Annotated in this window: 5 protein-coding genes; 1 reads left to right on the top strand and 4 read right to left on the bottom strand. The window is 68.1% G+C overall.

Features of this window, described 5'->3' with window-relative positions:
- Positions 1–11: 11 nt before the first annotated feature.
- Genes KSS93_RS14525 through KSS93_RS14540 form a run of 4 tightly spaced genes read right to left on the bottom strand, consistent with a single transcriptional unit; the run spans position 12 to position 2,633 of the window.
- Positions 12–581, bottom strand: coding sequence for a DUF6162 family protein (locus tag KSS93_RS14525; RefSeq protein WP_217884699.1), 570 nt, complete (start codon positions 579–581; stop codon positions 12–14).
- Positions 578–895, bottom strand: coding sequence for a hypothetical protein (locus tag KSS93_RS14530; RefSeq protein ID WP_217839164.1), 318 nt, complete (start codon positions 893–895; stop codon positions 578–580). The genes KSS93_RS14525 and KSS93_RS14530 overlap by 4 nt, the downstream gene beginning before the upstream one ends.
- Positions 892–1,431 carry a PA2404 family protein gene (locus tag KSS93_RS14535; protein WP_217884700.1) on the bottom strand — a complete coding sequence of 180 codons (540 nt, stop codon included), beginning with the start codon at positions 1,429–1,431 and terminating at the stop codon, positions 892–894. Before KSS93_RS14535 ends, KSS93_RS14530 begins: the two co-directional genes overlap by 4 nt.
- Positions 1,428–2,633, bottom strand: coding sequence for a PepSY-associated TM helix domain-containing protein (locus KSS93_RS14540; RefSeq protein ID WP_217884701.1), 1,206 nt, complete (start codon positions 2,631–2,633; stop codon positions 1,428–1,430). Before KSS93_RS14540 ends, KSS93_RS14535 begins: the two co-directional genes overlap by 4 nt.
- Positions 2,634–2,867: 234 nt before the next feature.
- Between KSS93_RS14540 and KSS93_RS14545 the strand changes: the two genes are divergently transcribed.
- Positions 2,868–15,089 carry a non-ribosomal peptide synthase/polyketide synthase gene (locus tag KSS93_RS14545; RefSeq protein ID WP_217884702.1) on the top strand — a complete coding sequence of 4,074 codons (12,222 nt, stop codon included), beginning with the start codon at positions 2,868–2,870 and terminating at the stop codon, positions 15,087–15,089.
- The last annotated feature ends 7 nt before the right edge of the window (positions 15,090–15,096 follow it).

Genomic DNA, 15,096 nt, shown 5'->3' on the forward strand with positions numbered 1-15,096 from the left:
GGTCCTTGAAATCAGTGGCGGTGCTGGCGGGTGACCCCGGCATCGTAGTGGGTGACGATCTGCTGCCAGCCGGCGGCGATCAGGGTGTCGGCATCCAGGGCGTCGGGGGCCACGGCGCTGCTGTCGCGGCGCAGCCAGAGGCCGGCAGGGGCCTGGTTATCGAGTGGCACGATCAACAGGAAGCTGCCGGCCACTGCCGCGTCCTGGCTGCGGCCCAGGTAGGCGTTGCCGGGCAGCTGCGACCATTGGTGGCTGCCGCGGCTCTGGCTGCTGGCATCCGCCACGAACGGCGGCAGGCCTTCATCGGCCAGGGCTTCGACGCCAGGCGCTGTACCGGTTTCGTCGCGCAGGGCGCGGATCTCGTCCGCCGCCACCCACAGGTCGGTGTGGATGCCTTGCTCGGCGGCGTTGAGGTCGCGGCGGGCATCCAGCTGGTGGGCTTCGACGGTCTGTTCGTCCTCGCGCTCGCCGCGCAGCGACACCACGCCTGCGGCCAGCAGCACAATCAGTAGCGCCGCCAGCAGCACGTACAGGGTTTCATGCCCGGCACCGGCCGGGCGCACCAACTGTGCGCGGCTCATGGCGCACCGATGTCGGCGTGGTCGACTTCCACCACGTGGCCGGGGCCTGCATCGAACAGCACGTAGAACTCGCCGTCCGGGCGCTTGAAGGTCAGGCTGGAGTCGTCGCCCAGCTTGCTGGCCACCAGCACCTGTTCGTCGTAGCCGATCACATCCAGGGTCACCCCCGGTGCGCCGCTGCCGTCGGAGAAGCCACCCTTGCAGGTGATCTGTTCGCCGCTTTCGGTGCATTCGCACATCGGGTTGTGCGCCAGCGCCGGGGTGGCGGCCAGCAGGGCGAAGGGCAGGGCGAGCCTGCGCAGCAGCTGTTTCATTTATTGCCTCCTTGTTTCTTGAGCCAGGCCACGGTGGCCGGGGATGCCTTGGCCAGCGGCACTGATGCCTGGTACATCTTGCCGTCCCAGCCTTCGATGGTGATCCAGATGTCGGCGTCGCCACGGGTGCGCGGCGGGATCGGCAGGTTGGTGCCCATGCGGTAGGGCGAACCGAAGAAAATGGTACCGGCGGCGCGCAGGCTGCGCGGTTTGCCGATGCGCAGGTAAACCGCCTTGACGCCTTCGGCGCAGGTCTGGCAAAGGGCTGCGTTGAACGCCTTGAAGTACCCGGCCGGGCCGTCGCTGAGCGGGGCCTGGTCGCGCAGCTCGGCCAGGCTCAGGCGCCAGCGGTCGATCTGGATATCCTCGATCACGTTGGCGCCCAGGCCGCTGGCGCCGCGGAACAGGCTCACATCGGCGAAGTACTTGGGCATGAAACCCAGCGGTATGAGGATCAGCAGGATGTTCAGGTGGAAGCGCCACTTCAGCCACCACTGCTTGAAGCCGCCCTGCGGTAAGGTATTCGCCTGGCTCATGGCTGGGCCTCCACGGTGGTTTCACGGGGCTGTTTGACCCGCGCTGGGCGCTCGCTGCGCTTGAGCGCGGCGGCAGTGGCCTGGGCGGTGCGCTTGGTCCAGATCAGCAGGCCGCTGAGCACCATCAGGGTCAGTACCAGGCCGAAGAAGAACCAGATCAGCTTGATCGCCAGGCCGCCGAAGTCGCCGGTGTGCAGCGGGCGCATCGACTCGGTGACGAACTCCAGGGCCGAGCGATCGCCCAGCAGGAACTGGCTGTCGACGTTGCGCGTGTAGGGGTTGACCTCGGCGGTCTGGAACATCAGCGGGTACCAGCCGCGCCCGCCCATGCTCACGTGGCTGTAGGCGGTGGCCGGCAGCGAGATGAAGCTTACGTCCAGGCCCGGGATGGTCTGGGTGGCGATGCGCGCGGCTTCGTCCAGGTCGATGCGTGGGGCCGGGCTGCCATCGGTGGTCTGCGGCACCTGCTCGCGGGCGATCACCGGCACGATCGGCTCGGTGGAGATGGTCACGTGGTTGTCGCCGAGGATCGCCTGGATCAAGAACCAGGTGCCGGTGATGGAAATTACCGCGATGAACCAGATCGACCACACCCCGGCCAGACGGTGCAGGTCACCCCAGAAGATCCGCGGCCCGTGGCCAGTACGCACCGGCTTGAAGAAGCCGCGCCAGAACTTCTTGTAGACCACCAGCCCGGTCACCAGCGAGGCCAGCATCGGCAGCCCGAGCAACGACACCAGGTACCAGCCCCAGCTGTAGCCGTTGGTGAACGGCACCAGCCACCAACCGTGCAGGGCGCGGGTGAAGGCCTCGAAGTCGAAGTCCGGGCGCTTGCCCTGAATGGCGCCGGTATAGGGGTTGACGTATAGCAGCGCGCTGACGCCATCGCCGCGGATCACCGAGGCCTGCAGGGCGAAGTGCGAGCCGTCCGGCTGGCTGAAGAAGCGCACCGTGGTGTTCGGCTCGGCCTTGAGCACGGCGTCGTACACCTGCTGGTAGCTCAGGCGCTCGGCATCGGGTGCGTCATCGGGCTTGCTGGCGCGCACATCCGGGTTGGCCAGCCAGACGATCTCCTGGCTGACCACCGCGAGCATGCCGGTAAAGCACACGATCAGGACGAAGAACCAGATCGGCAGGGCAAGCCAGCTGTGTACCAGGAACCACAGTTTGGAGTTGGATTTCTTTTTCGGTTGTCGGGCCATCGGTCGGTCTTCTGCATAAAAAGTGCGGTCGAGACACGGCTCAACCGTGAAGGCTGCACTTAATAGGACGGATGAGAATGAGAAACCTGCCAGGGCAAATGAAAGCAAATGTTTCAGAGGCCTTCGGGTGCCCGTCCGGCTGCGGCGCAAGCCGTTAATTTTTTGCAGGTTGTATCCGTTTCGTAGGGATAGCCGGGCTCGGCCCGATACCCCACTCGTACGGAAGCAATCTGAATGAATGCCGAAAAGTCCTTGCAACTGGCCCGCCGTTTCATCGAGCTGCCGCAGGACAAGCGTCGCTTGTTCCTGGCCAGCCTGGACAAGGAGGGCATCGACTTTTCCCAGTTCCCCATCCCCGAAGGTGTCGTGGTCGATGACCGCGATGCCCTGTCCTATGCCCAGCAGCGCATGTGGGTGCTCTGGCAGCTCGACCCCCAGGGGGGCGCCTACAACCTGCCCGGTGCCGTGCGCCTGCGTGGCGCCCTGAATCTGCAGGCGCTGGAGCAGGCCTTCGCCACATTGCTGGCCCGCCACCAGGCACTGAGCACGGTGTTCGAGCGCCGGGCCGATGACCAGTTGCGCCAGCGCTACCGCCCGGGCGCCCCGGCTATTGCCCATACCGACCTGGCGGGGCTGCCTGGCGCCGAACAGGAGCAACAGGTGCAGGAGCAGGTGCTGGCCGAGTCGCTGCGCCCGTTCGACCTCGAGCACGGGCCGCTGTTGCGCATACGCTTGCTGCGCCTGGGCGAGCAGGAACATGTGTTGCTGCTGACCCTGCACCACATCGTGTCTGACGGTTGGTCGATGAACGTGCTGATCGACGAGTTCAGCCGCTGCTATGACAGCTTCGCTGCAGGTCAGGCGCCCAACCTGCCCAGCCTGCCGATCCAGTACGCCGACTACGCGCTGTGGCAACGGCGCTGGCTGGAGGCGGGCGAGCTCGAACGCCAGCTCGGCTACTGGCAGGCGCAACTGGGTGAGGAGCAGCCGGTGCTGGAACTGCCGCTGGACCATCCGCGCCCGGCAACCCCAAGCCTTGCCGGCAGCCGCCTGGAACTGGCCGTGGAGGCTGGCCTGGCCGAGCAATTGCGCGGCTTCGCCCGCCAGCACAACCTGACCTTGTTCATGGTGTTGCTGGGGGCCTTCGGCCTGTTGCTGCAGCGCCATACCGGCCAGCACGACCTGCGCATCGGCAGCCCGGTGGCCAACCGCAACCGCGCCGAAGTCGAAGGCCTGATCGGCCTGTTCGTCAACACCCAGGTATTGCGTCTGCAGCCAGACGACCAGCTCGACGTATCGAGCTATTTGCAAGCTGTGCGCCAGACCGTACTGGGTGCCCAGGCGCACCAGGACCTGCCGTTCGAGCGGCTGGTCGATGCGCTGAAGGTCGAGCGCAGCCTGAGCCATGCGCCGCTGTTCCAGGTGATGTACAACCACCAGCCGCAAGTGGCTGACCTTGGGGCAGTGACCCTGGCCTCGGGGCTGGAGCTGCAGCCGCTGCAATGGCGCAGCCGCACCACCCAGTTCGACCTGAGCCTGGACACCTTCGAGCAGGGCGGCACGCTGCGCGCGGCCTTCACCTTTGCTACCGACCTGTTCGAACCCGCAACCATCGAGCGCATGGCCGGGCACTGGCTGACGCTGCTGCGTGGGCTGGTCGAGGAGCCTGGCCGGGCTCTCTGGCAGTTGCCGATGCTCGACGCTGCCAGCCGCCGCCAGGTGCTGCAGGAGTGGAACGCCACCGATACCCCTTACCCACTCGAGCAGCCCGTGCACCAGCTGTTCGAGGCGCAGATGCGGCAGAACCCGGATGCCCCCGCGCTGGTGTTCGAGGACACCACGCTCAGCTATGCCGAGCTCGATGCCCAGGCCAACCGGCTGGCCCACTACCTGCGCGGCCGGGGTGTCGCCAGCGATGGGCTGGTGGGGGTGGCGGCCCAGCGCAGTGTGGAAATGGTCGTGGCCCTGCTGGCCATCCACAAGGCCGGCGCCGCCTACGTGCCGCTCGACCCGGAATACCCTGCAGAGCGCCTGGCCTACATGATCGAGGACAGCGGCATTGCCCTGTTGCTCACCCAACAAGCCTTGCAGGCCAGCCTGCCGCTGCCGCCCGAGGTGCAGTGCGTGGCGCTGGATACCCTGGCCCTGGACGAGCAGCCAGCAACCCCGCCGGCAGGCGATATCACCCCGTCGCAGTTGGCCTACGTCATCTACACCTCGGGCTCCACCGGCCGGCCCAAGGGTGCCGGCAACAGCCACGCGGCACTGGCCAACCGCCTGCACTGGATGCAGCAGGCCTATGCCCTGGGCGCGCAGGACCGGGTGTTGCAGAAAACCCCGTTCAGCTTTGACGTGTCGGTCTGGGAGTTCTTCTGGCCGCTGATGACCGGTGCCTGCCTGGTCATGGCAACCCCCGGCGAGCATCGCGACCCGGCCCGCTTGATCGCCCGCATTCGCCGCCATGGCGTGACCACGCTGCACTTCGTGCCCTCGATGCTGCAGGCGTTCATTCATGAACCAGGCGTCGAGACCTGCGACAGCCTGGTGCGGATCGTTTGCAGCGGCGAGGCGTTGCCGGTGGATGCCCAGCGCCAGGTGTTCGCCCGCCTGCCCGCTGCCGGCCTGTACAACCTCTACGGCCCGACCGAGGCCGCCATCGACGTCACCCACTGGACCTGTGTCGAGGAAGGGCGTGACAGCGTGCCGATTGGCCGGCCCATCGCCAATATTCGTACCTATGTGCTCGATGCAGGGCTCGAGCCTGTGGCGCCCGGGGTGTCGGGTGAGCTCTACCTGGCAGGCATCGGCCTTGCCCGGGGCTACCACCGTCGGCCGGGGCTCAGCGCCGAGCGCTTCGTCGCCGACCCGTTCACCCCCGGTGGCCGGCTGTATCGCACCGGTGACCGGGTACGCCAGCGCAGCGACGGGGTGATCGAGTACCTGGGGCGCTTCGACCACCAGGTGAAAATCCGTGGCCTGCGCATCGAACTGGGCGAAATCGAGGCGCGCCTGGCCGAGCATGACAGTGTGCGCGAGGCGGTGGTGCTGGCCAGGGATGGCCGCCAGCTGGTGGCGTACCTGGTACTGGACGCGCAGCCCGAGGGCTGGCAGCAAGGGCTCAAGGACTGGCTGCTGCAAAGCCTGCCGGAGTTCATGGTACCCACCCACCTGCTGGTGCTCGACAGCCTGCCCCTCACCCCCAACGGCAAGCTCGACCGCAAGGCCTTGCCGCTTCCGGACAGCGCCGCGCAACCGGCCTACCAGGCGCCGCAGGATGCCCGCCAGGCCAGCCTGGCGCAGGTCTGGAGCGACGTGCTCGGGGTGGCGCAGGTGGGCCTGGACGATAACTTCTTCGAACTGGGCGGTGATTCGATCATCGCCATCCAGGTGGTCAGCCGCGCGCGCAAGGTCGGCCTGCAACTCAATCCGCGCGACCTCTTCCAATACCAGACGGTGCGCAGCCTGGCCCAGGCGGCGGGGCAACTGCGCCACATCGAGGCCGAGCAGGGGCAGGTACAGGGCCAGGCCCTGCTGACGCCTGTGCAGGTGGCGTTCTTCGAACAGGCCCTCGGCGTGCCGGGGCACTGGAACCAGTCGCTGCTGCTTGCCCCGCGTCAGGCGCTGGACCCCGAGCGCCTGGCCCAGGCCCTCGAGCGCCTGGTGGCCCAGCACGATGCCCTGCGCCTGCGTTTCAACCGCCCTGACGGGCACTGGCAGGCCTGGCACCAAGGCAGCGATGGCGCTGCGACGTTCAGCCAGGCGCAGGCCGACAACGACGCCGCCCTGCAGGCGATCTGCGAGGCGACCCAGCGCGAGCTGGACCTGGCCGACGGGCCACTGTTGCGGGCGGTGCTGGTGCAGCATGCCGGCGGCGGGCAATACCTTCTATTAGTCATTCACCACCTGGTGGTGGACGGTGTGTCGTGGCGTGTACTGCTCGAAGACCTGCAACTGGCCTACCAACAACAGCCGCTGGCGGCCAAGAGCACTTCCTGGCAGGCCTGGGCGGGGCGCCTGCCGGCGCTGGCCCAGGCCCATGCCGGCGAGCTGGATTACTGGCGTGGGCAGTCCGGCGCAGCCGAGCTGCCCTGCGACAACCCGGCCGGCGCCATGCGCAACCGCGATGGCCGCACCCTCAAGGCGCGCCTGGACAGCGAGGCTACCCGGCGCTTGCTGCAGGTGGCGCCGGCCGCCTACCGCACCCAGGTCAACGACCTGCTGCTGACGGCCCTGGCACAGGTGGTGACCCGCTGGAGCGGCCAGGCCTCGATGCATGTGCAGCTGGAAGGGCATGGCCGCGAGGCGGTATTTGATGACGTCGACCTGTCCCGTACCGTCGGCTGGTTCACCACGCTGTTCCCGCTGAACCTGACCCCGGCCCGGCATCCAGGTGAGGCAATCAAGGCGGTCAAGGAGCAGTTGCGCGCGGTGCCTGGCAAAGGCCTGGGTTACGGCCTGCTGCGCCACCTGGGTGATGCGGCGCAGCGCCAGGCGCTTGCTGCCCTGCCCGAACCACGCATCACCTTCAACTACCTGGGGCGTTTCGACCAGCAGTTCGACGCCGACGCACTGTGGCAGCCAGCCACCCAGGGCAGCGGTACCGCCCAGGACCCCGATGCGCCGCTGGCGAACTGGCTGACCGTCGAAGGCCAGGTTTACGCCGGCGAGCTGTCGCTGCAGATCGGCTACAGCAGCCAGATGTACCAGCACGACACAGTCGCCCGCCTGCTCGAGGAGTACGTGGCCCAGTTGCACGCACTGATCGAGCATTGCTGCCAGCTGCCTGCCCCCCAGGCCACGCCTTCGGACTTCCCGCTGGCGGCTGTCGACCAAGCCAGCCTCGATGCGCTGGCCTTGCCCCTGGCCGATATCAGCGACCTCTACGCGCTGTCGCCGATGCAGCAGGGCATGCTGTTCCACAGCCTGGCCGACCAGGCTGCCGGCAGCTACATCAACCAGCTGGTGGTAGGGGTCGAGGGCATCGAGCCGGAGCGCTTCCGGGCAGCCTGGCAGGCCTGCGTCGATGCCCACGACATCCTGCGCAGCGGCCTGCTCTGGCAAGACCCGCTGGAGCAGCCGGTGCAGGTGGTGTACCACCAGGCGCAATTGCCGTTTTGCAGCCTGGACTGGCGTGAACAGGCCGACCCCGAGGCAGCCCTGGCTGCGCTGGCGGCCGAGGAGCGCCTGCGCGGCTTCGACCTGCACCGCGCGCCGCTGCTCAGGCTGGTGCTGGTGCGCCTTGGCGAACATGACTACCGACTGATCCAGACCCATCACCACGTGCTGATGGACGGCTGGAGCAATGCCCAGTTGCTGGCCGAGGTGCTGCAGCGTTATCAGGGCCTGGCACCGGTTGCCGGCGCTACGCGTTATCGCGATTACATCCAGTGGCTGCATGCCCAGGATGCGACAACCAGCGAAGCGTTCTGGCGCGAGCGCCTGGCAACCCTGCCAGGGCCGACCCGGCTGGCGCAGGCCCTGCCACAGGACGCGGCAGGCGAGGGCTTCGAAGATTGCGCGGTGCAGTTGGACGCTGCGTGCCTGGCGCGCCTGCAACGCCTGGCACGGGAGCAGAAGGTCACCCTCAACACCGTGGTCCAGGCTGCCTGGCTGCTGCTGTTGCAGCGCTACACCGGGCAGTCGACGGTGTGTTTCGGTGCCACCGTGGCGGGGCGCCCGGCGCAGTTGCCGGGCGTCGAGCAGCAGATCGGCCTGTTCATCAACACCTTGCCGGTGATTGCCAGCGTCGCCGGCGACGTGGTGGTGGGGGACTGGTTACGCCAGGTGCAGGCGCACAACCTGGCCCTGCGTGACCACGAACACACACCGCTGGCCGAGTTGCAGCGCTGGGCCGGCCACCCTGGCGAGGCGTTGTTCGACACCCTTGTGGTGTTCGACAACTACCCGGTAGCCGATGCGCTGTCGCAGGCGGACGCCGGGCTACGCTTCTCAGGCCTGCAGCACCATGAACATACTCACTACCCATTGACCCTGGAAGTGGGCCAGGGCGCCGGCCTGAGCCTGCGCCTGAGCTACGATCGCGCCAGCTTCGACGCCCCGCGGGTGGCGGCACTGGCCGCGCACCTGGAGCAGTTGCTCGACGCCTTCTGCGCCGCGCCCACGCAAGCACTGGGCAACCTTGCCCTGCTGCAGTCTGGCGAACACCGGCAAGTGGTCGAGTCGTGGAATGCCACGGCCAGGCAGTACCCAACGCAGTACAGCGTGCAACAACTGATCGAGGCCCAGGTGGCGCGCACCCCGCACGCCGACGCGCTGCTGTTCGGCGAGCGGCGGCTGAGCTACGGCGAACTCGATGCACAGGCCAACCAGCTCGCCCACTGCCTGCGTGAACAGGGGGTAGGGCCGGACGTACTGGTCGGCATCGCCGCCGAGCGCAGCATCGAGATGGTCGTCGGCCTGCTGGCCATTCTCAAGGCCGGGGGCGCCTATGTGCCGCTGGACCCTGAGTATCCCCGTGAGCGCCTGGCGTATCTGTTCGAGGACAGCGCCATGGCATTGCTGCTCAGCCAGTCCCACCTGGCATTGCCGGTGCCTGCCGGGGTGCCGGTGCTGCACCTGGACCGCCTGGACCTGGCCGGTTACCCGGTACAGCGCCCCGAGGTGACGGTGGCCGGCGAGCACCTGGCCTACGTCATCTACACCTCTGGCTCCACCGGCCAGCCCAAGGGTGCCGGCAACCGCCATGTCGCCTTGCTCAACCGCTTGTGCTGGATGCAGCAGGCCTACGCCCTGGATGCATCGGACACGGTCTTGCAGAAGACACCGTTCAGTTTCGACGTGTCGGTGTGGGAGTTCTTCTGGCCGCTGATGACCGGCGCGCGCCTGGCGATCGCCGGGCCCGGCGATCACCGCGACCCGGCCCGCCTGGTGGCGCTGGTTCAGCAGCACCAGGTCACCACGCTGCACTTCGTGCCGTCGATGCTGCAGGCATTTCTCACCGACGAGCAGGTACAGGCCTGCGTCGGCATCACCCGCATCATCTGCAGCGGCGAAGCGTTACAGGCCGACACCCAGCAGCAAGTCTTCGCGCGCCTGCCGGGTGCTGCGCTGTACAACCTGTACGGCCCGACCGAGGCGGCGATCGACGTCACCCACTGGACCTGCCGCGAAGAAGGCAGCGATACGGTGCCGATCGGCCAGCCGATCGCCAATCTGGCCACCTACGTGCTCGACGCCGACCTCAACCCATTGCCGGCCGGTGTCACCGGCGAGCTGTACCTGGGCGGTGAAGGCCTGGCGCGGGGTTATCACCGCCGGGCCGCACTGACCGCCGAGCGTTTCGTCACCAGCCCGTTCGGCGGCGGTGCGCGGCTGTACCGAACCGGTGACCTGGCGCGCCAGCGCGCCGACGGCGTGATCGAGTACGCCGGGCGCATCGACCACCAAGTGAAGATCCGCGGGTTGCGCATCGAGCTGGGCGAGATCGAGGCGCGTCTGCTCGAGCAGCCCGAGGTGCGCGAGGCGGTGGTGGTAGCGCTCGATCAGCAGTTGGTGGGCTACGTGACTGGCGCAGTACAGGCCGACATCCTGCGCGAGCGCCTGCGTGCAGTGTTGCCCGAACACATGCTGCCGGCGCAGTTGCTGGTGCTTGAGCACATGCCGCTGAGCCCCAACGGCAAGCTCGATCGCAAGGCCCTGCCGCGCCCGGACGTCAGCGCCAACCAGGCCAGCTACGTGGCGCCGGTCACGCCGGTCGAACAGCACCTGGCGCAGATCTGGCAGCAGGTGCTCAAGCTTGAGCGTGTCGGCCTGCACGACAACTTCTTCGAACTGGGCGGCGACTCGATCATTTCCATCCAGATGGTCAGCCGGGCTCGCCGCCTGGGCATCCAGCTGTCGCCCAACGACCTGTTCCGCCACCCGACGGTAGCTGCCCTGGCAGCCGTGGCGGGGCAGGGCGCCCAGGCTGTCATCAGCCAGGGCCCGGTGCACGGCGAGCAACTGCTGCTGCCGGCCATGCACGGGTTCTTCGGGCAGGTGACGGTGGAGCGCGGGCGCTGGAACCAGTCGCTGGTGCTGGATGTACACCAGCCCCTGGACGGCGACGTACTGGGCCAGGCCCTGCACGCGCTGGTCACCCACCATGACGCCCTGCGCCTGCAGTTCAACGGGCAACAGGCCCACTACGGCGAACCCGCTGCAGGCACCGACCTGTTGTGGCAGCACTGCCTCGACGACGAGGCGCAATGGTCGGCCCTGGCCGATGCGGCGCAGGGCAGCCTGGACCTGGCCCAGGGCCCGCTGCTGCGGGCACTGCTGGCAACCGTGGGCGGGCGCCAGCGGCTGTTGCTGGTGGTCCACCACCTGGTGATTGACGGGGTTTCCTGGCGGGTGCTGCTCGAAGACCTGCAGGGGCTCTACCGCGACCTGCAGGCCGGGCGGCCTGCAGCACTGCCGGCCAAGACCCACTCGCTGCAGGACTGGGGGCGTGCGCTGCAGGCGCAGGTCGCGCACACCGCAACGGCCCAGCTTGCGCGCTGGCAGCAACTGCTCGCCGGGGCGTCGCCGGCCTGGCCGTGCCCGCAGCCGCAGGGCAGCCGCCAGCGCCGCCACCTGGGCGTGGCCCGCGCCAGCCTGGCAGAGCCGCTTACCCGGCAATTGCTGCAACAGGCGCCTGCGGCCTACCGCACGCGCATCAACGACCTGCTGCTGACCGCGCTGGCACGGGTGCTCACCGCCTGGAGCGGCGCTGACGAGCTGCTGGTGCAGCTCGAAGGGCATGGCCGCGAGGTCGAGGGGGTGGCGTTGGACCTGACCCGTACCCTGGGCTGGTTCACCGCGTTCTACCCGGTGCGCCTGGCCCCGGCGGCAGGCATCGGCGAGTCGATCAAGGCGATCAAGGAGCAACTGCGTGCGGTGCCAGGCAACGGCAGCGGCTTCGGCCTGCTGCGCCACCTCGGTGATGCCCCGACCCAGGCCGCACTGGCGGCGTTGCCGCAGCCTGCGGTCACCTTCAACTACCTGGGCCAGTTCGACACCGATATCGCCGGGGCGCAACCGCTGTTCACCCTGGCCGGGCACGACAGCGGCCTGGAGCAGTCGCTGGACGCCGAACTGCCAGGTGAGTGGTCGATCGACGCCAAGGTCGAAGGTGGCCAGTTGTCGCTGGTCTGGACGTTCAGCCAGGCCCGTTACCCGGTTGCCCAGATGCAGGCGCTGGCCGATACCTACATTGCCGAGCTGGGCGAACTGGTCCGCCACTGCTGCCTGCCGGAGCAGGGCAGCGCAACGCCGGCAGACTTCCCCCTGGCCGGGCTGGACCAGGCCCAGCTGGACGACCTGCCGGTACGCCTGGCCGAGGTGCACGACATCTACCCGCTGTCGCCCATGCAGCAAGGCATGCTGTTGCACAGCCTGTTCGACAGTGGCCGTGGCGACTACATCAACCAGGTACGCCTGGATGTCAGCGGCCTCGACCAGGCGCGTTTCATCCAGGCCTGGCAGGCGTGCCTGCAGGCCCACGAGATCCTGCGCAGCGGGTTCCTCTGGACCGCGCAAAGTGCGCAGCCACTGCAACTGGTGTACCGCCAGGCGCAGCTGCCGGTCACCCGCAGCGACCTGCAGGGCCAGGCGGCGCAGGCCTTCGATGCGCTGGCCGAGGCTGAGCGCCGGCAAGGCTTCGCGCCGCTCGAGGCGCCCCTGCTGCGCCTGCACATTGCCGAGCGCGGGGCCGGGCAGCAGCACCTGGTGCTGACCTACCATCACGCCCTGCTCGACGGCTGGAGCACTTCGCAGCTGCTCGGCGAGGTACTGCAGCGTTACAGCGGGCTGCAGCCTTCGGCGCCGGCCGGGCGCTACCGTGACTACATCGCCTGGCTGGGTGCCCAGCCGGCGGGGGCCAGCGAAGCGTTCTGGCGCGAGCAACTGGCCGGCCTGCAAGGCCCGACCCGTCTGGTCGATGCCCTGGGTGGCGGCTCCGGCGAGGCCGGCGGCGGCCAGCACGACCTGCAACTGCAGCTCGACAGCGCCACCAGCGAAGCGCTGCAGCGCCTGGCGCGGGATCACCGGGTCACCCTCAATACCCTGTTGCAACTGGCGTGGGCGCTGCAGCTGCAACGCCTGACCGGCAGTGTCCAGGTCACCTTCGGTGCCACGGTTTCCGGGCGCCCGGCAAGCCTGCCGGGCGTCGAGCAGCAGGTCGGATTGTTCATCAACACCCTGCCGCTGGTGTGTGCGCCGCGCGCCGAGCAACCCTTGGGCGAAGCGCTGGCGCAGTTGCAGGCCAGCAACGCCCGCCTGCGCGACTTCGAATACGCGGCGTTGTCGGATATCCAGCGCTGGGCCGGGCTGCCGGGCGAGCCGCTGTTCGACCATATCCTGGTGTTCGAGAACTATCCGGTGGCCAAGGCCCTGCGCGAAGGCACGCCGGACGGCCTGCACTTCGACAACCTGCAGGCGCCTGAGCAGACCAACTACCCGCTGACGGTGCTGGTGACCCAAGACCCTGGCCTGGTGGTGACCCTGCGCTACGCCAGCGAGCACTTCAGCGAACAGGCCATGCGCGCCTTGCGCGACGGCCTTGCACAGCTGCTGCATGGGCTGCTGGCCGCGCCACAGGCGCGCATCGGCGAACTGCTGGCAGTGGGCAATCGGGCACTGGGTGAGCAACTGGCGCGCTGGAACGCCACCGCGCAGGACTTCCCGCTCGATCGCCCGGTGCACCATTGGATCGAGGCACAGCCGGCCGATGCGGTAGCCCTGTTGTATGGCGAGCAGACCCTGACCTACGGTGAGCTCGACGCACGCGCCAACCGCCTGGCCCATGGCCTGATCGGGCAGGGCGTAGGGCCGGAAACCCTGGTCGGCGTTGCCGCCGAGCGCAGCCTGGAGCTGGTCATCGCCCTGCTGGCGGTGCTCAAGACCGGCGCCGCCTACGTGCCGCTGGACCCGGACTACCCCTCGCAACGCCTGGCCTACATGCTCGAGGACAGCGCAGTGCGGTGCCTGCTGGCGCCACGCGAGCTGGCACTGGAGCTGCCTGAAGAGGTTGCGCGGCTGGACATCGCCGGTGACTGGTCGGCCTTCCCGGCCACCCGCCCGCAGGTCGAAATCGCCCCGCAGAGCCTGGCGTACATGATCTATACCTCAGGTTCCACCGGCCAGCCCAAGGGCGCCGGCAACCGTCATTCAGCGCTGACCAACCGCTTGTGCTGGATGCAGCAGGCCTATGGCCTGGGGCGCGACGACACGGTGCTGCAGAAGACGCCGTTCAGCTTCGATGTGTCGGTGTGGGAGTTCTTCTGGCCGTTGATGGTCGGCGCGCGCCTGGCCATCGCAGCCCCTGGCGATCACCGCGACCCGGCGCGGCTGGTGGCGCTGATCGAGCGCCACCAGGTGAGCACGCTGCACTTCGTGCCTTCGATGCTGCAGGTGTTCCTGCTCGATGACGGTGTGGGCCGCTGCAGCAGCTTGCGCCGCATCATCTGCAGCGGCGAGGCACTGGCGATCCAGACCCAGCGCCAGTGCCTGGCGCAGCTTCCCCAGGCCCGGCTGTACAACCTGTACGGCCCGACCGAGGCGGCCATCGACGTCACCCACTGGACCTGCCGCGAGGAGGGGCTTGACCTGGTGCCGATCGGTGAGCCGATCAGCAACGTCAGCACCTATGTGCTCGATGCCGACCTGCAACCACTGGCGCCGGGTGTGATCGGCGAGCTGTACCTCGGCGGCGCCGGCCTGGCCCGGGGTTACCACCGCCGCCCGGCGCTGACCGCCGAGCGCTTCGTCACCAGCCCGTTCGGCACCGGCGAGCGGCTGTACCGCACCGGCGATTTGGCGTGCTATCGCCCGGACGGGGTTATCGAATATGCCGGGCGTATCGACCACCAGGTGAAAATCCGTGGCTTGCGTGTCGAGCTGGGCGAGATCGAGGCACGCCTGATGGAGCAGGACCAGGTGCGCGAGGCGGTGGTGATCGCCATCGACCAGCAGCTGGTGGCCTATGTCACCGGCAACCCGGCCCTTGAGCCGCTGCGTGAAGCGTTGCGTGGCGTGCTGCCTGAACACATGGTGCCGGCCCGCATCGTGGTGCTCGAGCGCTTGCCGCTGAGCCCCAACGGCAAGCTGGACCGCAAGGCCTTGCCGAGCCCGCAGGCACAGGCGGCGCCAAGCCGCGCGCCGCACAGCGAGCTGCAGTTGCAGGTGGCGGCGTTGTGGGGCGAGGTGCTCGGGTGCGAGCAGGTGGGGCTGGACGACAACTTCTTCGAGCAGGGTGGCCATTCGTTGCTGGCCACGCGCCTGGTCATGGGCCTGCGTCAGCAACTGGCCCTGGACATTCCCCTCGATGCGCTGTTCGCCAGCGCCAGCCTTGAGGCGTTCTGTACGCGCCTAGAACAGCTGCGCGCAGGCAGCGCACCGATTGTGGACGAATTGGCTAAATCTCTGGAGGCACTCAAACGTTTATCTGCCGAAGAACTTGAAAACCTGATTCATTGACGGGAGA

Origin of the sequence: Pseudomonas xanthosomatis (assembly GCF_019139835.1) — a bacterium.
GTDB lineage: Bacteria > Pseudomonadota > Gammaproteobacteria > Pseudomonadales > Pseudomonadaceae > Aquipseudomonas > Aquipseudomonas fakonensis.

What these genes read in the sequence shown, in the direction of transcription:
- KSS93_RS14545 (WP_217884702.1), top strand. Translation starts at nt 2,868, where the DNA reads ATGAATGCCGAAAAGTCCTTGCAACTGGCCCGCCGTTTCATCGAGCTG.
- KSS93_RS14530 (WP_217839164.1), bottom strand. Translation starts at nt 895, where the DNA reads ATGAAACAGCTGCTGCGCAGGCTCGCCCTGCCCTTCGCCCTGCTGGCC.
- KSS93_RS14525 (WP_217884699.1), bottom strand. Translation starts at nt 581, where the DNA reads ATGAGCCGCGCACAGTTGGTGCGCCCGGCCGGTGCCGGGCATGAAACC.
- KSS93_RS14535 (WP_217884700.1), bottom strand. Translation starts at nt 1,431, where the DNA reads ATGAGCCAGGCGAATACCTTACCGCAGGGCGGCTTCAAGCAGTGGTGG.
- KSS93_RS14540 (WP_217884701.1), bottom strand. Translation starts at nt 2,633, where the DNA reads ATGGCCCGACAACCGAAAAAGAAATCCAACTCCAAACTGTGGTTCCTG.